This window comes from Arthrobacter sp. NPDC090010 (assembly GCF_044748305.1).
GTDB lineage: Bacteria > Actinomycetota > Actinomycetes > Actinomycetales > Micrococcaceae > Arthrobacter_E.
This window is the reverse complement of the sequence record NZ_JBIVFT010000001.1, coordinates 420,101-442,487: the sequence shown is the minus strand read 5'-3', so window position 1 is coordinate 442,487 and position 22,387 is coordinate 420,101. Positions and strand designations below refer to the sequence as shown.

Here is a 22,387-nt window from a genome sequence, read left to right as displayed (position 1 = left end):
TCAGCTGGGCTTTCTCGCGGCGCGGGGTGGGCTGCCGGGCTACTTCCCGGAGCTCGACGGGCTCGGCGACGGCGACGGACTGCCGCTCGCAGCGCCGGACGGCTGGGCCGTCTCGGCTGCGATCGCGCGGTTGAGTGCGTCCTGCAGCTTCTTCTGCTGCTCACCGTATGCTGCGAAGTCGCCGTTCTTCAGGGCCGTCTGCCCTGCGTCGATCGCCTTCTTCGCATCGTCGAGCGCCGCCTTCAGGCTCGGCGCCTGAGGAGTGCTCCCATTGCCACTGGACGAACCGTTCTGGCCACTGCTGCCGGAACCGGAGGTCCCGCTGCCGTTGTTGTTCGCAGCGTCGCCTGCCTTGGTGCCGGAGTTGCCGCCGAAGACCTGGTCCAGCGCGGCGTCCAGTGTCGGGGCGAAGCCCACATGCTCACCGAAGGCCACCAGAACACGCTGCAGCGTCGGGTAGGCGGTGTCACCGGTCGACTTCAGGTACACCGGCTGGACGTACAGCAGACCGCCGCCCATGGGCACGGTGAGCAGGTTTCCGTAGACCACCGCGGAGGCTCCACGACTGAGGATGTTGAGCTCATTGGAAGCGGTCGTGTTCGAGTTGAACAGGTTCTGCACCTGGCCAGGGCCGGGCACCTGCGTTTCCGGTGGGATCGACAGGAGTTCGAGCTGCCCGTACTTGGGGTCCTTGACGCCCTTCTTGTCGCCGGCGTCGCCATTCGCGGCCAGGAAGCCGTACAGCACGTTGCGGGCGTCGCCACCCACGGTCTGCGGAATGAAACTGCTCGTCAGACGGAACGACGACGTCGTCTCGCCCGGCATCTGCATCGACATGTAGTACGGCGGCTGCTTCACCGGGGTGGTGGTGTCCCCGCTCTTGGCCGTCGGATCGTTCGGGACGCTCCAGGCATCGTTGTTCTGGTAGAAGTCGTCCGCGTTGGTCACGTGGTAGCGGCCCAGGAGCTCACGCTGGACCTTGAAGAGGTCCTCCGGGTAGCGCACGTGGCTCAGCAGATCGCCCGACATGTCGCTGATCGGCTTGAGGGTGTTCGGGAAGATCTTCTGCCAGGCCTTCAGGAGCGGATCCTGATCGTCCCAGGCGTACAGGGTCACGGAACCGTCGTAGGCGTCGACCGTGGCCTTCACCGAGTTACGGATGTAGTTCACGCTGTCGCTCGGCTGGGCCGCGTTCCGACCGGACACCGTCTGGGAGTCCGTCGTGGCGTTGTCGAGCTCCTGGGGCTGCGAATACGGCAGGTCACTGCTGGTGGTGTAGCCGTCCACGATCCACTTGACCCGGCCGTCCACGACGGCGGGGTACGGGTTGCCGTCAACGGTCAGATACGGCGCGGCCTTCTGGACGCGGTCCTTGGGGTCCCGGTCGTACAGGATCTGGGAATCTGCGTTGACACCGTCGGACAGCAGCAGGTCAGTGGACTGGAACTTCACGGCGTACAGGAGCTTGTTGAACGGGTTGCCCACGTTCGGACCGCCGTTGCCGGTGAAGGTGTACTGGGCGTCGCCGCCGTCCTTGCTCGTGGGACGGTCCTGCTCACGTGGGGAGGAACCCTCAGGGCCTCCGACCACGGAGTAGTCCGGTGAGTTCTGCCCGAAGTAGATCCGGGGCTGGTACTTGCTGTCGTCACCGAAGACGCCGGTGCTCGGAATGCCTGATTGCAGGAAGTCCGGCTTGCCGTCCTTGGTGGCCGTGTTGCCCTTGGCCGCGACCACGCCGTAGCCGTGGGTGTAGACGATGTGCTTGTTGTACCAGGACTGCTGGCTGGCGTTCAGCCCGGACGGGTTGAGTTCACGCAGGGCGATGACGGTGTCCTGCTTCTTCCCGTCGATCTCGTAGCGATCCACGTTCAGGCTCTGCGGGAACTGGTAGTACGGGCGGTACTGCTGCAGCTGCTGGAAGGCGGCCGAGACCTGGTTGGGGTCCATGAGGCGGATACTGGCCGCCGTCTCAGCGTCACCGCGCAGTGCGCCGGCGGTCGCCGTCGTCGTCGCCTGATAGTCCTTGACCTGGATCTTGTCGAGACCGTAAGCGGTCCGGGTGGCATCGATGTTGCGCTGGATGAACTGCTTCTCCAGGGTCTGTTCCGACGGACGGACCTGGAACTGCTGGATCACCCACGGGTACAGGCCCCCGGCCAGCAAAGAGGTGATGATCAGCATGGCGGTGCCGATCATCGGCAGACGCCAGCGGCCGATGATCGCTCCGATGATGAAGAGCACTGCCACGATCGCCGCCGCGACGGCGAGGATCGACCTGGTGGGCACGACGGCGTTGACGTCGGTGTACAGCGCACCCGCCCAGCGGCCCGGGTTGGCGCTCTGCACGGTGGAGTAACGCCCGATCCAGTAGTTCGCGGCCAGCAGGACCAGGAACACGGCGATCATGATGCCCAGGTGCAGACGCGCCGTGTGGCTGACGAAGAGGCCACGCGGCTGAATGCGGATGGCGCCGTAGAGATAGTGGGTCAGCAAGCCCGCCAGGGCGGCCACCGCGACGATGCTCATCAGGAGAGCGAGCAGGAAGCCGAGGAACGGCAGCGCGAAGACGTAGAAGCCCAGATCGATGCCGAACTGCGGGTCGTTCTGCCCGAACGACTCCTGGTTGAAGAAGAGCAGCACCTTGGGCCACTGCGCCATGGCCGCGGTGCCCGCGAACAGGCCGAGAACGGCCGGCAGACCGATCATGACCACTCGGCGGACCGGCTCCAATTGCGCCTGATAACGGCCCAGATTGTCCTGGGACGCCGGATCCGGGGCATAGACCGGCCGGGCCCGGTAGGCGATCCGGATGGAGAAGTAGACCGCGAGGCCCATGAGCAGGAAGCCGACCAGGAACACCCCGATCCGCGCCAGATTCTGGGTCAGAAAGACCCCGACGAAGCCGAGTTGCTGATACCAGAGGACGTCGGTCCAGACGTTGGCTAAGAAGATGAAAGCCGCCACGAGCACGGCCACCACGATGAGTGTTGGCACGAATGCTCCGCGGCGCCGGCGGACGCCGGGGGCTGATGCGGGGTGGGATGATCCTGACACGCTGGGTACCTCATTGGAAGTGTCGCTGCGGTGATGGACGGGGACCCGTCACGACTGTTCCACGTGTGAGGACGCTGTGAGGTTCCCTTGCCCTTCAGCCTAACCTCACCTCGCCGTTCGGTCTTCTGCGAGGTGAGCCGCCGATCCACCCGGAGGCGGGCCGACGACGCCGGCCGTCCCGCGCCGTCGTCGTCTCAGCCCGCAGTGCAATGCGGCAGCGAGGAGAGGTCACCGCCCTTGGCGTACGTCTCGACCGCGGTGCGGGCATCGCTCAGGGTGGCCACCTTGAGCACGGTGAGGCCATCCGGGATGTGCCCGACGACGTCGCTGCAATTGGCCGCGGGGGCCAGGAAGAGACCCGCTCCGGCAGCACGCGCCCCATGCATCTTCTGGGCGATGCCGCCGATGGGGCCGACCTGGCCGTCCGGCGAGATCGTGCCCGTGCCGGCCACGTGCTTGCCCCCGGTCAGATCCCCCGGAGTGAGGGTGTCGATCAAGCCCAGCGTGAACATCATGCCGGCGCTCGGACCTCCCACCTGGTCCAGCTGATACTGCACCTTGAACGGGAAGGTGTAACGGAACTGCAGGCCGATCCCCATCAGATACTGGCCGTTCTCCCCCTTCACCGCGGTGACTTTCACGCTCTGCCGGGCTCCCCCGCGCAGCACGGTCACCGTCATCTCATTGCCCTGGGCGGCGTCCACGGCACTCCGCACCGCGGTCAGTGACTCGCTGGCCTTGCCATTGATCTCAAGCAGCACGTCTCCGGCTTTCAGCTTTCCCTCCGCCGGGGAACCCTTGGCCGCATCGGCCACCTCAAGCGACTGCTTGAAAGGGATCTTCAGGGCGGTCAGAGCGGCCGCCGTCGCATTCTCCTGGGAACTCGTCATCTCCAGGGCGTTCTCCTGGTCCGACTGCTGCTTGGTGATCCCCTTGGGGAAGATCTGGTCCTCGTTGTAGACCGCCTTGGACGGGTCCAGGAACGCCTGCAGCAGATCGAATGCCGTGACCCGGCCGTTCGGACCGCCGGAGACATAGACGGTGGTCAGATCGAGTTGCCCCGAGGTGGGATAGCTCTGCCGTCCGGTGACGGCGATGACCTGTTTGTCGTTGACGGAGCCGATCGTGTTGTAGGTGGGCCCCGGCGACTCCACCACATAAGGCAACGGCAGCAGCGCGGCAACCGCCACGGCGACGAAGAAGAGCGCGATGAGCACACCGCCCACCGGGAAACGGCGCCGCGGTGCATTCCCGGTGCCCCACCCCGCCGGGAGAGGCTGGGGCTGTTGGTGCGAGGGCGCCTGGAACTGATCGCTCATGGTTTCCTTCCGAGTCCGGTGTGCTCGCTCAAGCCTATGCGGCCACGCTGTGTGTTCTCTGCTTTGCCCTCAGCGAAACCTCCTTCCGCAGCAGCGACAGCGGAGCACGGCCGGGAGTACCGTGAAGTAAAAGGCCCAGGAAAGATCGGTGGACCATGAGCAACGAGCCCAGTCAGAACAACCCCGGCGAGAACCCCCAGGATCCACTGCAGGAGATGCTGCGGCGCCTGATGGGTGGAGAAGGACCTGAGGGTTTCGACGCCCAGCAGTTCATGAAGGCCAGTGGCCTTCCTGATGACCCGCAGTTCCTGGCCACCATGTTCCAGCAGGTCCAGGCGATGCTCTCGTCCAGTTCGGACGGTCCGGTGAACTGGAAGCTGGCCCACGACACGGCCCGCAACGTCGCCGCGCAGTCCAGCGACCCGAGCCCGAGCAGCGTTCAGCAGCGCGAGATCGACCAGACCCTCCGGCTGGCGGACATGTGGCTGGACAAGGTCACCGACTTCCAGGAACCCAACATCATCGGCAAAGCCTGGTCGCGTGCCGAATGGGTCGAAGCGACCATGCCCACCTGGCGGCGGCTCACGGAACCCGTGGCCAACAGCATCGCGAAGGCACTCACCGACGCCATGACCCAGAATCTGCCGGAGTCGTTCGGTGAGCAGGGTCTCGGCGGAATGCTGGGCGGCGCGGGCTCCATGCTGCAGAACATGGGCGGCGCCATTTTCGCCATGCAGCTGGGTCAGGCCATCGGTTCGCTGTCCACCGAGGTGGTCGGATCCACCGAGATCGGGATCCCGCTGGCGGACCTTGAGATGTCGCTGCTGCCGAGCAACGTCGCGGCCTTCGGAGAAGGGCTTGAACTGCCCGCCGAGGACGTCCGCATCTACCTCGGCGTCCGCGAGGCCGCGCACGCCCGCCTCTTCGCCTCCGTGCCGTGGCTGCGCGGTTACGTGCTCGGCGCCATCGAGGACTATGCCCGCGGCATCCATATCGACGTGTCCCGGATCCAGGATCTGGCCCACGAGGTGGACCCTGCCAATCCCGAGTCGATCCAGGAGGCCCTCCAGCAGGGTGTCTTCATGCCGGAACGGACCCCCGCGCAGCAGGCAGCCCTGGAGAAGCTGGAGACCGCGCTCGCTCTGATCGAAGGCTGGGTGGACGAGGTCACCACCGAGGCCCTCGAGGGCGTTCTCGCCAGTGCTCCGGCGCTGCGTGAGACCGTCCGGCGCCGCCGAGCCACCGGCGGCCCTGCCGAACACGCTTTCTCCTCCCTGGTGGGTCTTGAATTGCGGCCCCGGCGGCTCCGTGAGGCGACCACTCTCTGGGCCGCCCTGAAGGAGGAACGCGGCACCGAAGGCCGTGACGCCGTGTGGAAGCACCCCGATCTCATGCCGACGCCGGAGGATCTGGACGATCCGGCGGGCTTCGGCAAGCGCCGCGAGCTGGCGGAAGCCGGCGACTCCGAGGTCGACGATGCGATCGCGAAGCTCCTGGACGGCGGCTTCGACGAGCCTGACGAGAAGGACTGAGCGCACTCCCCTGACGCGGGGTCACTCAAGGCCCGATTTCCTGCCGGGATCGGGCCCTGAGTGACCCCGCGTTGCTAGTCCGCGGCCAGCCCTCGGCTCTGGGCGTAGGCCACGCCTTCCAGGAACGCACGCGCCTGGTCCATCTCGGGGTACGCTCCGCAGATCTCCCAGAAACGTGGACCGTGTCCCGCCACGAGCAGGTGGCTCAATTCGTGTACCAGGACGTAGTCCACCACCCATTCGGGCATCCCCTGCAGCTCGTCCGAGAGCCGGATCGACCGGTCGGCCGGGGTCGCCGAGCCCCATCGCGAGTTCTGGTTACTGACCCAGCGCACGCTGCTCGGGACCGCACGACCACCCAGGTGGCGCTCGGACAGCAGCTTCGCACGGGACGCGAGCTCGACGTCGTTCCTGACGTTCGGCCCCTTGGCCGCTTCTTTCGACTTCAGCCGGTGCAGCATCTTCTGCACCCATTCGTCCTCTTGCGCGTGCGTGAAGCGCGCGGGGACGGCGACGACGATCGTGCCACCCTCCCAGAACGCACTCACGGTGCGCTTGCGGCGCGCGGAACGCCTGACCACCACGGGGGTGCCGTCGGGCGCGAAACGCGGTTGTTCCGGCCCGGCGTTCCGGCTCATGACCCGGCCACCACGGACAGTACGGCCTCACCGTACTTCTCGAGCTTCCGCTGACCGACCCCCGAGAGCACGGCGAGCGCTTCCAGTGTCTTGGGCTTCTCCTCCGCGATCAGCGTCAGGGTCGCATCGGTGAACACCACGTAGGCCGGCACATCCGCATCGGTGGCCTCCTTGAGCCGCCATTCGCGCAAGGCCTCGAACAGTTGCTCGTCCACGCTGGGCGGGCAATCCGAGCAGCGGCCGACCTTGCGCTCCGGACCGGTGTTCAGGAGGGTTCCACAGACCTTGCACTGTGTGGCCACCGCCTTCACCCTGTTCTTGCGCAGCCGTGCGGCGGTACTCCGCGGGCTGGGGTCACCGTTTCCTCCGGGGCGCAGGGCATCGAGGAATCGGCTGGGCTTGCGGTGCGCGCGGCCGCCTGGGGTGCGGGCGGTGGACCAGCTGAAGCACAGCCTGAGACGGGCTCGCGTGATGCCGACGTACAGCAGCCGGCGCTCCTCGTCCACCTCATAGGGTTCCTCCGCGAACGAGATCGGCATGAGTCCTTCGCTGAGCCCCACGAGGAACACCGCGTCCCACTCCAGGCCCTTGGCGGAGTGCAGGGAGGCAAGCGTCACCCCCTGCACGGTGGGGGCGTGCTGTGCGGTGGCGCGCTCCTGGAGTTCGGCCACGAGTTCGTTCAGTGAGAACTCTTCGCCACGGACGGTCGCCAGATCCTGGGCGAGGTTCACCAGAGCTGCGAGGGATTCCCAGCGCTCCCGCACCGCTCCCCCACCGACGGGGGCCTCCGGCGTGTAGCCGAGGCTCGACAGGACGTCTGCCACGGTGCCGACGACGGCACCTCCCCGGCTCGTGTCGGCTCTGGATGCCGCACGCAGCTGAAGGAGTCCTTCCCGCACTTCCCGGCGTTGGAAGAACCGCTCACCGCCACGTAGCTGGTACGGGATGTCACGCGCTGCGAGCGCCTGCTCGAAGGCCTCCGACTGACCATTGGTGCGATAGAGGACGGCGATCTCAGCGGCAGGGGTCCCCTGCGTGATGAGCTCACCGATACGCTCGGCGACGACGGCGGCCTCCGCTTCGTCGTCCGGGCACTCGAGGAAGACGGGCTCGGCTGCCGATGGCCGCTGGGCGATGAGTTCGAGGGGACGGGCCCAGAGACGATCCGCCTCAGGGCCGCCCGAAGGACGGCTGTGGAGCAGTGTGTTGGCGAGCTTCACGACCTCCGGGGTGGAACGGTAGTCGCGCACCAGCCTCACCAGCTGGGCCTCCGGGTAGCTCTTCTGGAAATCCAGGAGATGGCGTGGCGTGGCACCGGTGAACGAGTAGATGGTCTGGCTCGCGTCACCCACCACACAGAGTTCGTCACGGCCTCCCAGCCAGAGTTGCAGGAGCCGCTCCTGCAACGGGGAGACGTCCTGGTACTCATCGACGACGAAGTGACGGTACTGCTCCCGGACCGTTGCCGCCACCTTCGCGTCCTCTTCCAGGATGCCGACGGTGATCAGCAGGACGTCTTCGAAGTCGATGAGATTGCGGTCCGATTTGAGGTCCTCGTAGGCGGAGAACACCCGTGCCACGGCGGGGAGCTCCAGGCCGCCCGGCTCGCCTCGGCCCTGTGCCCGGGCGAGGTAGTTGTCCGGTGTCAGCATCGAGACCTTCGCCCATTCGATCTCGGCGGCGAGGTCGCGCACTGCGGCCCGGTCGACATTCAGACGGAGCCTACGGGCGGCTTCCGCGATGGGACCGGCCTTGTGATCCAGAAGCTGTGGCACGGAACCACCGACCGCCTGAGGCCAGAAATACTGCAATTGACGCAAGGCCGCCGCATGGAAGGTACGGGCCTGCACGGCCGGCACGCCAAGATCCCGCAACCGGCTGCGCATCTCCGCGGCGGCACGTGCCGTGAAAGTCACGGCCAGGAGCCGCTGCGGGGTGTAGACACCCGAGTGCACTCCGTAGGCGATCCGGTGCGTGATCGCGCGGGTCTTGCCCGTCCCGGCACCGGCCAGCACGCAGAGGGGCCCCTGGAGACTGGTGGCCACGGCGCGTTGCTCCGCGTCCAGTCCTCCGAGGATCCGCTCTTCGAGTCCGGCGCTGTTCTCGACGTCCAGGGTCATTGCTCCTTCATCACCGTGTTCCCGCAGTGTTGCCGGTGTTCCGGCAGCCTGCTCCATGTTCCGGCCGCCCGTTCCCGGGCGGCACCGGGCCCGCCGTCCCGGTTCGCGGATCGACCCCATGAGTCCATCCGATACGTCGTCCCGCCGCGCCGGTGGTTCCCGCGCGTTGCAGCCTTCCCGCCGTCGTCGGTCCTCGCCGGCCAGCGTCCCTGCGCCGCTGATCCAAGGCGAGCCTCCAGCACCTGGTTCAGCTCTCCGGCAAGGGATCGCCGGGCTCCCGCACCGGCCCACCGTACCAGTGTTCGATGAGGTCCCTGGCGATGGAGAGCCGACCTGGGATGACGATCTCGCCGGAGAGGACCGCGTTCTGAAGTTCGTCCTGAGCGAACCACCGGGCGTGTGTCACCTCGACACCATCGGGGCGGGCTTCGCCGTCCGAGGTCCGGGCGGTGAATCCGAGCATCAGGGAGGCCGGGAAGGGCCAGGCCTGGGATCCGAGGTATTGAACCGCCTCGACCCGCACGGATACCTCCTCCATGAGCTCCCGCATGACCGCTTGTTCCAGAGACTCGCCGGGATCGACGAAGCCCGCCAGCACGGAATGTCCCTTGCTGTCGGCCGGTCCGCCACCGCCCAGCAGGATCCGGCCGTCCGGGCCGACCACGCTGACGATGATGGCTGGATCCATCCTGGGGAAGATCTCCAGCTGTTCCTTAGGGCAGCGTCGCACCCAGCCGCTCTGTTCCACGCTCGTAGGGGTCCCACAACGGGGGCAGAAGCCATGGCTTTCGTGCCATCCCGCGATGGCCTGTGTCTCGATGAAGAGTTCCGCATCCACGGCGGGCAACCAGGCGCCGGTTTCGCGATAGCCCCGCCAGGAGGTCCCCTCCGGCAACAGTTGATGTCCCGCTTCCAGGGGTTCCGCCAGGACCAGTGCCACCACCGGGGTCCCGAGCGGGAGACCGGCCCCCGACACCAGTGTCTCGTGGCCGGGACCGGGTTCGGCGTCCACACGACCCAGCAGGATCTCGTGCAGGACGGTGGTGCCAGCCAGCACCGGCAGGGCGGATGCGTCCAGGAGAACCAGCCCTCGGGCCTGGCCTTCGAGTATCACCGGTGCGCTGCGTTGTGCGAAGAGCAGATAGCGGGTGGCGGAATCCTGCCGGAGCCTGGCGAGCGTCGAAGGGTCCGCACGTTCCCCGGACGCTCTGTCCATGAGGGTCCGCCGGCTGGGGAAAACCGTCTCGGACAAGAGGTCGGCAGGTGAGCTGAAAAGCCCTGGAGAGCGCATGATTCAACGGTACCCACTGCCGTCCGGATTGACGACTCGCCGCCCGGCTGGGGAGGAAGGAGCGGGCGGCCAGACTACGGTGGAGGGGTGAAGCGATCCCCCCTCGAGCTCGCGGCACTCGCCTCGGCCGCCGTTCCCGGACTCTCCCCCACCGCAGTCCGTCCCGATATCGACGACCCTGCGGACTTCGACGCAGCCCTCTTGTACGACAAGGATGAGAAGCGCTGGCGGGTTCGCGCACCGCGTCATGAAGAGGCAAGCGCTCGGCTGGAGAGCGAGTTCGCAGTCCTGCACGCCTTCACAGCGGCGGTGCGGGCCGAGTTGCCGTTCCGCATCCCCACAGTGGTCGGTTGTGTGCGACAGGGCCCATTGAGCACCTTCGTCTACTCTCACGTCGCGGGCCAGGCCCGCTCCTTGGAGGCTCTGGAGCGCGGCGGTGAAGCCACGGCACGCGAGATCGCAACCGCGTTGGCGGCGATTCACGCCCTGCCTCACGCGGTGGTGGACCGGGCGGATCTGCCCCGGTACGACGCGGAAGAGTTCCGCCAGCGGCGTCTGAACGAGTTGGACCAGGCCGCCACGAGCGGAAGGATCCCCGCTGATCTGCTCCGGCGTTGGGAGCACGCTCTCGAGGATGTCACCCTGTGGAACTTCAAGGCCGCAGTGGTTCATGGCGAACTGCACGAAGACAATCTTCTGTTCGACGACGACTCCCGCATCACGGCCGTCACCGGCTGGACTGATCTGCACATCGGCGATCCTGCCGATGACTTCGCCTGGTTGGTGGCCTCTCATGACACGGCGTTCGTGGAGGCGGTGCTGCAGCACTACCTGGCGGCTCGTGGCGACGCCGCAGAGCAGGATGGAGACGCCCAGCTACTGCGCCGGGCAGCCCTCTCGGCGGAGTTCGCCCTGGCCCAGTATCTGGTCAAGGGAATGTCCAAGAACGACGCCGCGATGGTGCAGGAAGCCGAACAGATGCTGCACGATCTGGCATCGGACGTCCAGGCCGCCGAGACAGCGGCACGGGAAGTCGAAGAAGCCGAGCTCGAGGATGAGCCCGGCGAGGAAAGTGACTCGGCAGCAGGTGCCAAGGTCACCGTGACTGCGCTGGCACCGGCCGAAGACGAGCCGGCTGAGGGGGCGATTACGCAGGAAGACGCGTCGTCCGTGCCAGAGTCCAGGCCCACGGACGACGCCGACAGCGGGTCTGCGGACGACGAGGTGGCTTCCCAGGATGGCGCCCCGGCAGGGAATGCTCCAACTGCCGGCGACTCCGTGAAGACGCCGGGACCAGACGCCGCGGATGCAGCCAGCGACCCGGTGGACACTCCCCCGGCGGCAACGCCTGCGGGTGAGGCCGAAGGCCTTTCCGCCGCCGACGACACGGCCACCACGGCACTGCCGGTCATTCGGCACGAGTCCTGACGGCGCCGTCGTCGCCCGCGAATTCCCGGGCGACGACGGCGGCCGCATGCTCAGCCCAGCACGCTCTGCCCAGCACGCTCAGCCCAGGGCGCGGGTGACCAAGGCCTCCAGCTGAGCTGCATCTGCTAGATCGTGCGGCCTCAGCTCCGTACCGTCCACGACGTAATAGAACGCCGCACGCACCGACTCAAGGGGTACGTTCCGCAAGCGGGACCATGCCAGGCGATAGACGGCGAGCTGCACCGCTTTCTCCGCCAGATCCCGCTCGTCCCGGGGTGCACGCCCCGTCTTCCAGTCGATCAGGTCCCAGGCGCCATCGGCATCCTGGAACACGGCATCGATCCTCCCGCGCACCACCACGGGGCCGACCGCCGTCTCCACCGGAGCCTCAAGATGAGCAGGGGTGCGGTCCGCCCAGGCCGATTCTTTGAAGCGTCCGATGAGTTCGTCCACGCCGAGAGCCGTGTCGAGCCCGGCATCCTCCGTGAGTGGCTCGTCCAGATCCAGCATGCCGGCCTGCCCGTAGAACTGTTCGACCCAGCCGTGGAACACGGTGCCCTTCCGGGCAGCCTGTCCCGGTTCCCTGGGGACCGGCCGGCGCATCTGGCGGGCCACCGCGTCAGGGTCCTTGCCGAGTTCCACGAGCGTGGAGGCGGAGATATGGGGTGGCAGTCGGACCTCGTGACGACGGGGCTGCCGTTCCCTGGCTGCGAGCAACAGCAAGGCGTCCTCACGCCAGGCTTTCCCTCTCGCGGTGTGAACCTCCGGCACGGCGCCTTGTTCGTCCGCGGCCGACGTCAGGAATGCCTGAAGCTGATGAGCCGATGCCTCCAGGGCAGCCCGGCGCCCGGGAACGAGGCTCCTCCGCTCCCCGGTCTCGGCGTCCCGTGGACCTTCCAGCGGATCGTAAGGCCAGACCGCCCGGCGGACCCGTGCGGTCAGGGGGTTCTTCTCCGGCAGGTCTTCTTCTCCCAGGCTCCGCGCGTGAAGCACCGCCCGAGGCTCCGGCTCTTCTGCCATCGGCAGGAGTTCGGTCAGGAAATCGGACATCATCTTCAGCGACGCAGAGGTGCCGAAGGCGTGGCTGGAGACCCAGAGAACATCCTTCGCCCGGGTGTACGCCACATAAGCGAGACGCCGTTCCTCGAGCACCGCATGGTCCTTGGCCTCGTCTGCGAAGAGCTTGGCGGACCGGGTCCATTCGGCCTGCCCCTGCTCGCTCACGTCCCACTCCGGCAGACTCGCGTGGTCTCCACGCAGGGGCCATGGCAACGTCGCGATCTCCGCATCCCAATGCGCGGCCCGGTCGGAGGGGAAGTCCTTGGCGTTCAGGCCGGGGACGAAGACCGCATCCCATTCGAGTCCCTTGGAGGCATGGACGGTGAGAATCTGCACGGCCTCCGGGTCGGGTTCCCCCGGGGCCGCAGCCAGACCGTTCTCCTCCCTCGCCGCGGTTTCCAGCCAGGCCAGGAACGCGAGAACGTCCACCCGCTCGTTGCTCCGGTTGAATTGGAGCAGCTGCTCCGTGAAAGCCTCAAGATTTCGTCGCGCCGCGTGCAGGCTCCGGCCGCCCCGCGCCTCCACTTCGATGTCCAGAAGCATTGCACGCTCCACATCGGCAACCAGGTCGACGAGTTCGTGTCCGAGATGGCCGCGGAGCCTGCGCAGTTCCTGGGACAGCATCTCCAAGCGATGGAAGCCCGGAACGCTCAGCGTCCGGCCGGACGGGGACGTCCACTCTGCGCCGGGCAGCTGGTCGAGGGCCTCGACCAGGCTGGAATCGTCCACCGGATCCGGAGTCGGGGCGATGTCGTCGCGGTCTCCGCTGTCCTCCGGAACGCTCAGACCGGTACGACGGCGCGCGAGCTGCGCCGACCACTCCCGCAAGGTCATGAGATCGGCGGGCCCGATCCTCCATCGGGCGCCGGCCATGAGCCTCATGAGTTTGTCGGACCTTCCGGGATCGGCCAGCACGTGGAGCGTGGCTGTCAGATCCATGATCTCCGGCGTTTCGAGGAGCCCTCCGAGACCGACCACTTCGTACGGGATGCCCCGGCGTTCCAGAGCGTCCTGGACCGGCAACATCTGAGAGCGCTTACGGCAGAGCACTGAAATGGTCTTCCCATTGCCGGGGCCTGAGCGCAACGAGAGGATGTCGTCGGCAAGTGCGGACGCCTCGCTCTCCTGATCGGCGAACCGTGCCAGGACCACCCTGCCCCGCACGGCGCCTGGACGCGCGCGCAATTCCGGGACGCCAGCACCGTGCCCGGTCTTCGACAGCGGGGCGGCTACCGCATTCGCGGCGCCGAGGATGTCTTCACCGTTGCGCCACGCCGTCGTCAGATACGCGGTGCCGGAGGGTTCCAGCGTCCCTTCGCCGGTCTGCCGGGGGAAGGCTTCGTTGAACCGGAACAGCTGACCGGCGGAAGCCCCGCGGAATCCGTAGATGGACTGGTTCGGGTCGCCGACGGCGGTCACGGCGTGGCCGTCACCGAACAGTTCCGAGAACAGGACCATCTGGGCGTGCGAGGTGTCCTGGAACTCGTCCAGGATCACCACGCGACTCCTGGCGCGCTCAAGTTCCCTGGCCGCCGGGACATCCTGCGCGATCGTGGCAGCCAACGAGACGAGGTCGCCGTAGTCCAGCAGCCCGCGTTCCTGTTTGGCCCGGGCGTAACGACCCACCATCCGTGCCAGGGCGATCCGGGTCTTGAAACGCGTCTTCAACGTGCCGACTGCACCGTCTGCCGACCGGCCGCCGGCCTTCGGAGGCAAGGACTCGTAGAGGCCGAGCAGTTCTTCCAGCCACTCATCCAGACTCTGGCGGGCTGCTGCACCGCGATAAGGAGCATCCGCCACGGCCGGGCGCAGATGCTCCGAGCACTCACCGGCCAGTGTGATGACGCCACTGACCAGCGTCGACTTCGCGGAGTCCACGAAGTCCATCGCCCCGTCATAGCCCTCGACCACCTGGCTGGCCAATTGCCACGACTGGGCCGGGCCCATGAGGGTGACGTCCCGCTCCACACCGAGACGCAGACCGAAATCGCCCACCAGGGAGTTGGCATAGGAGTGGTAGGTGGAGACTCGTGGATCATGCAGCTCATCGATGTCCAGCTCCACCGGGACCGCACGGACTCTCTGATTGACCTGCGCGAATTGCCGGAGAGCGTGACGGATCCGGTGAGAGAGTTCACCGGCGGCCTTCCGGGTGAACGTCACACCCAGCACCTCTTCAGGAGCCACCAGACCGTTGGCCACCAACCAGACCACTCGCTCGGTCATGGTCGCGGTCTTCCCGGAACCCGCACCGGCGATCACCAGAAGCGGTTCCAAGGGCGCTGAAATGATCCGGGACTGTTCCTCGGTGGGCGTGTTCGCGCCGAGCAGGGCCGCCAGTTCCTCCGGCGAGATGGTGCCCGTGTGCTGAGTGGTCATTCGGTGACCTGCCTTCCGGAGTGACAGAGCGGGCAGACCTCGGGGGTCTTGCATCCCCCGAAAGGCGTCCCCGCAGATTCGTGCCGGGCCTCGAATTCGTTGCCGGCCATGGCGCCGGCGGCCTCGTGGACCAGTTCCATGGCCCAACCGTCCTCGGACTCCAACGCCGGCTGCTGCTGCTCGGTGAATCCCTTGGTGGAGTCCCCGAGCTGGACCAGCGCAGCACCGCCGCTGGAGGCCAGGGCGGTGTCGCCGTCGGCGAAGGCTCCGTGGTTGATGGCCGCCTGATAGGTGCCCAGCTGAGCGTGCCGGTCGATCTCATCCTTCTTCGGCTTGCTCTTGCCGGTCTTGAGGTCCACGACGTAGGCGCGCCCTTCGGCGTCGACCTCCAGCCGGTCGATCTGACCCCGGATACGGGCCTGAACGGTCCGCACGGTCTCCGCGGCGCTTCCCTTCGCAGTGGTTCCCTTCGTGTCCGGGACCTCGATGGCCTCTGGGAGGTCGACAGCGAAGTCGATCTCCACAGCCGTCAGCGTTCGGCCGGACGCCTGCAACGAGGCGACGTAGGAGGCCAGTTTGAAGAGCATCTGCTCGGCCCTGCGCCGCAGAGCATCGTTCTCCCACCCCTCCGGCAGGCCGAGTTCGGGCCAGCGCTTCTCCAGTGATTCCAGGTACTCGTCCAGCCCCGCCCGCGGAAGGTCCGCGGCGATGGCATGGATCAGGGTTCCGAGGCTGCGCGCGAAATCCGTGTGGGCTTCACCGCCGGCGGCTGGGACGAACCATTCCAGCGGAGAGTCGTGTGCCTTCTCCACTTTCGAGGGCGAGACGACGACCGTTCCGCCATCGGGCACCAGATGGTCCTCGGTACTGGCCGGAAGAAGGCCCCACCACTGCGCAGGGTTCGCTCCGGGGACCCCGTGGCGGGACAGCAAGGCCAGCACGGCTGCTGCGTCCGCGGACTCCTCCTCCGTGAGCAGTCGCCCCTCAGAAAACGCACCCCCGCCTGAGACCGTCCTCCGGTCCGGACGGAGGTCGGCACGGTCCACCGGCTGAGCCGCGATCCTGGCAGCATGGTGTTCTTCGGACTCGCGACGAAGCTCCGACACCAAGGACCGCAGGTCCATCGCCCTGCCCGTCTCACGTTCGACGGTGTCCGACGCCCCGGGCACCGCCAGTTCGAGGAACGCTGAAGGACTGGTTTCTCCGTCGTCGACGGCGGTCAGGACCATGCGTTCCGAGGCCCGGCTCAGTGCGCACGCGAAGGTCCGCAGTTCGTCCGTGCGAACCGCACGGAGCCGTTCCCCCGGGCCCTGCTGCAGCGCTACTTCGGCGCCGTGTTCCAGCGCATCGGCCAGGAGTGTGTTGCCGAGCAGTTCGCCGCGTAACCGGGTATTAGGCCAGACGCCTTCCTGAACTCCTGCGATGAAGACCACCGGCCATTCCCGACCTGCCGCACCGGCCGGGGTGAGGATCTCCACCGCTTCCTCGACGGGTGGCCGGGCGGTCAACGTGTCCATGGGGAGTTCCTGCGTGGTCAGGTAGTCGTAGAACTGGGCGGCCCCGGAGCCCGGGAACTGCGTGGCGAATCGTTCCGCGCTTTCAAAGAGCGCCATCACCGCGTCCAGGTCCCGGTCGGCACGCGCTCCCGAAGGCCCCGAGTCCAGAGCGGTCTCAGCCCACGGCGTCGCCAATGCTGAGGCCTTCCAGACCGCCCAGAGGACAGTCTCACCATTGGCGGCCGGCTCGGCAGCCGCGCGGTGGCCCGCCGCGAGCATCCGGGCGATCCGCACGGCGTGACGTGCCTCCAGTCCGAGGTCCTCAAGCCAGTGCGGCTCGTTGAGCGCATCGATCAGCAGTTCGTCGCTGTTGCGGCCACCGCCCGACGCTCGCTCCACGGTCCGGAGCCGCTGCCGCAGCCGTCGGATGTCCAGACTGGACGCGCCCCCCACACGGGACGATAGGAGGGCGACCGCTCTTTCGGGATCCAGCTCGGCCTGGCCGAGCACGATTCCCATGATCTCCAGCAACGGGCGCACCGCGATCTCATCGCGCACGGCGGTCTCTCCCAGCGCCACCCGAACCGGGATGCCTCGCGAAAGCAGATAGCGCTGGACGCGGGCCACTTCAGCTCCATTGCGAACCAGTACCGCCATGTCTTCCAGGCCTCGGCCACCCTTGAGATGCTCAGCCTGGATCTGTCCTGCCAGATAGCGCAGTTCGTGTCCGCTGCCATGGAAGACCGTCGCAGTGACCTCTTCTTCGGTGGGAGCCGCTTCCGCGTCCACCGGGTCTTCGGATCGCCCGGCCGTTCCCGGGACCGCCGAGAGCACCCGACCCCGGAGGGCATCGGCGCCCCGGGGAATTCTCTCCGCGGCCCGGAGGTACGCGGAGGCCACTCTGTCAGGCAGGCGATGGGACACGGTCAGCTCGTGGACTTGGGCCGGCCCCTCTGGACCGCCCAGTTGCCGCGCCAACTGCGGCACAAGGTCCGGACGGGCCCCTCGGAAGCCCTGAACCGCCGTGTCGGGGCAGACGGTGGCCAGGACATCCTTGCCCTGGCAGAGATCCAGGAACAGCTCATAGACGGACCAACTCGCCTCGTGAAGATCGTCTACGAGGATCAGGTCCAAGCGATCCCGTTCTGCTGCGAGGAACTCCGGCGAAAGCGCGAAGACCTGCCGTGCCGCGGCGATGATCCCCGCCGGGTCGAAGGCGCCCGAATTCCGCAGGTCCATCACGTCCCGGTACTCCCGGTAGAAGTGCGAGGCCGCAGACCACTCGGGCCGCCCCAGACGGACTGCGAGATCTTCCAGGTCTTCGGCTTCGCCGTCATGCTCGATCAAGCGATCGAAAAGTTCCCGGACCTCCTGACGGAACCCCCTGGTGGCGAGCGCGGCGTTCAGATCCCTCGGCCAGGACCGTTCACGGCCCGGTGCCGAGAGGAGGTCCTTGATGACCTGATCCTGCTCAGGACCCGACAGGAGACGAGGCGGCCCGTCCAGGCCCAGGATCCCCTCTCGATGGGCACGACGGATCACATCGAAGGCATATGAGGCCCAGCTTCTCGCAGGGGTGGTGCCCAGGCTCCGGCCGAGGCTCCCGGTCAGCCGGTCACGAAGCGCCGCCGACGATGCGCGGCTGGGGGCCAGGACGAGGATCCGTTCGGGGTCGGCTTCGCCCGCTTCGACTCTCCGCACCGCGGACTCCACCAGAACAGTGGACTTCCCAGTGCCCGGAGCGCCCCAGAGCACCGCAGGCCCACTACCCCGGACCAGTTCTGCAACGGCCTCCTGGTCTGGACTGAGACGAGGACGCTTCCCGGCCTTTTCCAGGGGCGCCAGCAGCACGGGCTTCACTCGCTCGCGCCCACCGGGCTGTGCTCTCCTCAGTTCGTCCGTCACGGGATTCATTCCATCACGGGCCACTGACAGTTATTCCACCACCTGGCCGGGAGCCTCCAGATGAGCCCTCAGTTCGTCCGCGATGGCGTCGACGGCGTCGAAGTCCGCCGCGCTGGGAGCCCATCGGGCGGTGGGGAAGTCCACGCGCCAGCGACCCTCTCCGCTCCTGTCGAAGCGTTCCACCTCGCCCCTCAGAGGCGTCTTCTCCGCCCGGTAGAGACGGAACGCCTCAAGCTCATGACCGGCGGGCGCCTCCCCGCTCGCTCTCAGGACCCGCCACCAGCAAAGCCCCTCGGAATGCCGCGCCATCACGCGACCGATCTGCCGGGGGCCGCCCTGTTGCAGCAGATCGGAGATGTCGCTGTACGCCACGGCGCTTCCCGCCGGCACCATCGCGACCACCCGCCGCACCGCATCAATGAATTCCTCGCGCATGGGCACCAGCGTAGGTGAGCCGGGTACGAGTCCGCGTTTCCTGTCCGTGCCGCCGGGTAGCGTTGAGGCATGAGCACAGCGCAGCGGAATGACAGCACCTGGAACGCCGGGCCCCGGGCGGCCTTCGATGTGGAGACGACCGGCAAGAACTCCCGCGCCGCCAGGATCGTCACCGCTTCCCTGATCGTGGTCGATGCGAAGGGCGCGGTGCTTCAGGAGCACGAATGGCTGGCGGATCCCGGGGTGGAGATCCCCGCGGAGGCCAGTGAAGTGCACGGCATCACCACAGCGAAGGCCCGCGCGGAAGGACGGCCGGCAGCCGCCGTCGTCGTCGAACTCCGCAATACGATTCAGGCATTGTTCGACGATGGCGTGCCGGTCATGGCGTTCAACGCCAACTATGACTTCACCGTGCTCGCTGCGGAATGCGCCCGCTACGGAGTGCCGCAAGTGAGCCGCTTCCCGGTGCTGGACCCCTTCATCATCAACAAGCAGGTGGACCGCTACCGCAAGGGCCCGCGAACCCTCGGTGCGCTGTGCGAGGAGTACAAGATACGCCTGGAGAACGCCCACACCTCTGCGGCGGACGCGCTGGCCACGATCAAACTGCTCGATGCGATGGCCGTGAAATTCCCGAAGATCGGCATGTCCGCCGCCGCGCTGCACCGCTTGCAGGTCGAGTGGGCGGCGGCCCAGGCGGCAGACTTCCAGCAGTATCTGCGCAGGACCAAACCCACCGCCGTCGTTGAAGGAGACTGGCCCGTGCTCCCGCCTCAGGAACCGGACCGGGGCGGCTTCTGAGCAGTCGCTCCGGCATGTGTGGACGCGGGGCAAAAGTGCGAGCCGCAACGTCGTTGAGACGAAGCTCACACAGGGTTGCCACAGCTTGCATCGAGCAGAGCTTCAGCAATCGGGCACCCGCTGGAACAGTTTCCGGGACCGTTTCGCCTTTGATCGAATATTCTTCGATAATTTCAAGTCAACCCCGAATGTTACGTGATCATGAAGCGCGCCCGAGGCTCATGCCATACTTAAATTCAGTCTTCGGCCCGTGCCGGGTGTCAACTTTGTGACCTCACGTGCGGGCCGTTTCCACGACCGGATCCCCGTCGCCGGGAGCCATCGGCTCCACTGCCCGCCGGGAAGGCACGAGAGAAAGCACGCACCTTTGAAACTGACCGGAAAACTCCTCAAGACCAGCGCGGTCGCCGCGGCCCTGGCGCTGTCCCTGGCTGCCTGCGGCAACGGGGGCGCCTCGTCCAGCGGGACCCCGACGGAAGCGCTCAAGGGTGCTGACCAGCAGAGCACCGACAAGTACACCACCGCCAGCGTCACCCCGCTGGACAAGATCGAGAAGGACAAGCTCGGTCTCCTGACCCCGGGCACCCTGACGGTCGGCACCCTGTCCGACGCTCCGCCCAGCATCTTCATCGACAAGTCCGGCAACTTCACCGGCTTCGACAATGAGCTCCTGCGCGCCATGGGCGACAAGCTGGGCTTGAAGGTGCAGTTCGCCTCGACCAAGTTCCAGAGCCTGCTCGCGCAGGTGAAGAACAAGCAGTTCGACGTCGGCTCCTCCTCGATCTCCACCACGGACGCCCGCCGCAAGACCGTCAGCTTCACCAACGGCTACGACTTCGGCTTCATGGCGCTCGTGGCCAAGAATGACAGCAAGGTCCAGAGCATCGCCGACCTCAAGTCCGGCGTGCGCGTCGGCGTCGTGCAGGGCACCGTCCAGGACGACATGGTCACCAACCAGCTGGGCCTCGATCCGGTCCGCTACCCGGACTACAACACCGCCTACGCGAACGTGAAGAGCGGTCAGATCGACGCTTGGCTGGCGCCCTCCCAGCAGGCCGAAGGTCAGATCAAGCCGTCCGACGGCACCAAGATCTGGGAGAAGAAGGTCGCCACCCAGAACTTCGCCGCCTACGCGGTCGCTCAGGACAACCAGGCACTGACGGACGCCCTGAACTCGGCTCTGGACGCCGTGATCGCGGACGGCACCTGGACCAAGCTGGTCAAGCAGTGGTTCCCGGAGCGCAAGACCGACGCCGAGCGCATGCCGGACGGTTGGAAGCCGGGCAGCAAGGCCGTCAAGGTTCCTGCCGGAAACTGAGAACCGAAGACGCCTGATCTGACGAAAACCTTCGCTCAAGCCTGGACCCCGTGGTGGGTCCAGGCTTGAGCGGCTGAAAGCGAGGAGTCATATGGACGCCTGGAGCCGCCTTGCGGACACCTTCCTGAACTGGGGATACATCGGCGAAGTCCTGCCGACCATGTTCTCTTACGGCCTGCTGAACACCATTGTGCTGGCCCTCGCCTCCGGTGTGATCGGCACCGTTCTCGGCATTCTGCTGGCCATGATGGGCATCTCCCGGAACCCGGTGGCCCGCTGGATCGCACGGATCTACACGGACGTGTTCCGTGGGCTTCCCGCTGTGCTGCTGATTCTGGTCATCGGTCTCGGCTTCGGTCCGCTCGTCAAGGAGCTCACCGGCACCCGGAGCCCGTACCCCTTGGGCATCGTCGCCCTCGGCCTGATGGCGGCCGCGTACATCGGTGAGATCTTCCGCTCTGGCATCCAGAGCGTGGACAAGGGGCAGCTCGAGGCCTCCCGGGCCCTGGGCTTCGGCTACGGCCCTTCGATGCGCATGATCGTGGTGCCACAGGGCATCCGTCGCGTGCTCCCGGCACTGATGAACCAGTTCATCGCCCTCATCAAGGACTCCTCCCTGGTGTTCACCCTCGGCCTCATGAGCCACGAACGCGAGCTGTTCCAGATCGGCCAGGACTTCGCAGCCAACAACGGCAACCAGTCCCCTCTGGTCGCCGCCGCGATCTTCTACCTCGCCATGACCATCCCCCTGACCCACCTGGTCAACTACATCGACAAGCGCCTCAGCACCGGCAAGGCCCAGAAGGCCGAGCCGGACGAGGCCGCCGCCGTCATCGGGAAGGGAGCCCACTCGTGAGCACATTCGAATCCGGTTCGCTGACCGGCAAAGACCTGCACCTCGCCTTCGGCGCCAACAAGGTCCTGCGAGGGATCAACCTGCACGTCGAAAAGGGCACCGCCACGTCGGTGATCGGCCCTTCCGGCTCCGGCAAATCGACCCTGCTGCGCGTCATGAACCGCCTGATCGAACCTGATCAGGGCGACATCCTGCTCGATGGACGTTCGGTGCTCAAAGACAATCCGGACGAACTCCGCCGCCGGATCGGCATGGTCTTTCAGCAGTTCAACCTGTTCCCCCACAAGTCCGTGGGAGAGAACGTGGCCTTCGCCCTGCGGAAACTGCGCAGGCTGCCCAAGGACCAGGCGTGGACCGAGGCGCTGGAACAGCTGGACAAGGTGGGTCTGAAGCACAAGGCGGAGGTCCGCCCCGGGACCCTCTCGGGAGGTCAGCAGCAGCGCGTCGCCATCGCCCGCGCTCTGGCCATGAAGCCCGAGGTCATGTTCTTCGATGAGGCGACCTCGGCCCTGGACCCGGAGCTGGTCAAGGGCGTGCTCGCCCTCATGTCGGACCTGTCCAAGGACGGCATGACGATGGTCGTTGTCACCCATGAGATGGGCTTCTCCCGCAATGTCTCGAACCAGGTGGTCTTCATGGACGGCGGAGTCGTCGTCGAGAACGGCGATCCGGAGAAGCTCTTCTCCGATCCGCAGACCGATCGTCTGAAGAAGTTCCTCTCCGACGTCCTCTGAGCCCCCGCGAAGTAACAGTTGA

The 22,387-nt window shown here is 66.7% G+C and carries 14 protein-coding genes; 6 read left to right on the top strand and 8 right to left on the bottom strand.

The genetic code is table 11. The annotated features are described in order from the left end of the window. Positions 1 to 39: 39 nt before the first annotated feature. Positions 40 to 2,994 (bottom strand): UPF0182 family protein, encoded by a 2,955-nt coding sequence (locus ACIPXZ_RS02095; protein WP_400590473.1) that lies wholly within the window; start codon positions 2,992 to 2,994, stop codon positions 40 to 42. 254 nt (positions 2,995 to 3,248) lie between these two features. Further along, the gene (locus ACIPXZ_RS02090; RefSeq protein ID WP_400590472.1) at positions 3,249 to 4,373 is read right to left on the bottom strand and encodes a PDZ domain-containing protein; all 1,125 of its coding nucleotides are present in this window, start codon (positions 4,371 to 4,373) and stop codon (positions 3,249 to 3,251) included. A gap of 155 nt (positions 4,374 to 4,528) precedes the next feature. Between ACIPXZ_RS02090 and ACIPXZ_RS02085 the strand changes: the two genes are divergently transcribed. Then, complete coding sequence (locus ACIPXZ_RS02085; protein ID WP_400590471.1) at positions 4,529 to 5,905, top strand: zinc-dependent metalloprotease; 1,377 nt, start codon at positions 4,529 to 4,531, stop codon at positions 5,903 to 5,905. Between the two features lie 74 nt (positions 5,906 to 5,979). Here ACIPXZ_RS02085 and ACIPXZ_RS02080 read toward each other — a convergent pair whose 3' ends face one another. The 3 genes from ACIPXZ_RS02080 to nudC all read right to left on the bottom strand — a co-directional run bounded on the left by ACIPXZ_RS02080 (position 5,980) and on the right by nudC (position 9,879). Next, positions 5,980 to 6,543 (bottom strand): YgjP-like metallopeptidase domain-containing protein, encoded by a 564-nt coding sequence (locus tag ACIPXZ_RS02080; protein WP_400590470.1) that lies wholly within the window; start codon positions 6,541 to 6,543, stop codon positions 5,980 to 5,982. After that, on the bottom strand, positions 6,540 to 8,663 hold the full coding sequence (locus ACIPXZ_RS02075) for an ATP-dependent DNA helicase UvrD2 (protein WP_400590469.1): 2,124 nt from the start codon (positions 8,661 to 8,663) through the stop codon (positions 6,540 to 6,542). Before ACIPXZ_RS02075 ends, ACIPXZ_RS02080 begins: the two co-directional genes overlap by 4 nt. Before the next feature lie 247 nt (positions 8,664 to 8,910). Continuing rightward, on the bottom strand, positions 8,911 to 9,879 hold the full coding sequence (nudC, locus tag ACIPXZ_RS02070) for an NAD(+) diphosphatase (protein ID WP_400590468.1): 969 nt from the start codon (positions 9,877 to 9,879) through the stop codon (positions 8,911 to 8,913). Positions 9,880 to 10,041: 162 nt separating this feature from the next. Between nudC and ACIPXZ_RS02065 the strand changes: the two genes are divergently transcribed. Then, complete coding sequence (locus ACIPXZ_RS02065) at positions 10,042 to 11,382, top strand: phosphotransferase (protein WP_400590467.1); 1,341 nt, start codon at positions 10,042 to 10,044, stop codon at positions 11,380 to 11,382. 78 nt (positions 11,383 to 11,460) lie between these two features. Here the strand turns inward: ACIPXZ_RS02065 and ACIPXZ_RS02060 are convergent, their stop codons facing one another. Genes ACIPXZ_RS02060 through ACIPXZ_RS02050 form a run of 3 tightly spaced genes read right to left on the bottom strand, consistent with a single transcriptional unit; the run spans position 11,461 to position 18,656 of the window. Beyond that, the gene (locus tag ACIPXZ_RS02060; protein WP_400590466.1) at positions 11,461 to 14,820 is read right to left on the bottom strand and encodes an ATP-dependent helicase; all 3,360 of its coding nucleotides are present in this window, start codon (positions 14,818 to 14,820) and stop codon (positions 11,461 to 11,463) included. Then, the gene (locus ACIPXZ_RS02055) at positions 14,817 to 18,230 is read right to left on the bottom strand and encodes an ATP-dependent helicase (protein ID WP_400590465.1); all 3,414 of its coding nucleotides are present in this window, start codon (positions 18,228 to 18,230) and stop codon (positions 14,817 to 14,819) included. Before ACIPXZ_RS02055 ends, ACIPXZ_RS02060 begins: the two co-directional genes overlap by 4 nt. Positions 18,231 to 18,251: 21 nt before the next feature. Next, positions 18,252 to 18,656, bottom strand: a complete 405-nt coding sequence (locus tag ACIPXZ_RS02050; protein ID WP_400590464.1) for an MGMT family protein — start codon at positions 18,654 to 18,656, stop codon at positions 18,252 to 18,254. 69 nt (positions 18,657 to 18,725) lie between these two features. On the opposite strand from ACIPXZ_RS02050, the gene ACIPXZ_RS02045 reads away from it, so the two are divergent. The 4 genes from ACIPXZ_RS02045 to ACIPXZ_RS02030 all read left to right on the top strand — a co-directional run bounded on the left by ACIPXZ_RS02045 (position 18,726) and on the right by ACIPXZ_RS02030 (position 22,365). Continuing rightward, a complete protein-coding gene (locus ACIPXZ_RS02045) occupies positions 18,726 to 19,457 on the top strand; it encodes a 3'-5' exonuclease (protein WP_400590463.1) in 732 nt (243 codons plus the stop codon). Between the two features lie 367 nt (positions 19,458 to 19,824). Continuing rightward, on the top strand, positions 19,825 to 20,775 hold the full coding sequence (locus ACIPXZ_RS02040) for a substrate-binding periplasmic protein (protein WP_400590462.1): 951 nt from the start codon (positions 19,825 to 19,827) through the stop codon (positions 20,773 to 20,775). Between the two features lie 91 nt (positions 20,776 to 20,866). Then, the gene (locus ACIPXZ_RS02035; RefSeq protein WP_400590461.1) at positions 20,867 to 21,631 is read left to right on the top strand and encodes an amino acid ABC transporter permease; all 765 of its coding nucleotides are present in this window, start codon (positions 20,867 to 20,869) and stop codon (positions 21,629 to 21,631) included. Then, positions 21,628 to 22,365, top strand: a complete 738-nt coding sequence (locus tag ACIPXZ_RS02030) for an amino acid ABC transporter ATP-binding protein (RefSeq protein ID WP_400590460.1) — start codon at positions 21,628 to 21,630, stop codon at positions 22,363 to 22,365. The genes ACIPXZ_RS02035 and ACIPXZ_RS02030 overlap by 4 nt, the downstream gene beginning before the upstream one ends. Positions 22,366 to 22,387: the final 22 nt, after the last annotated feature.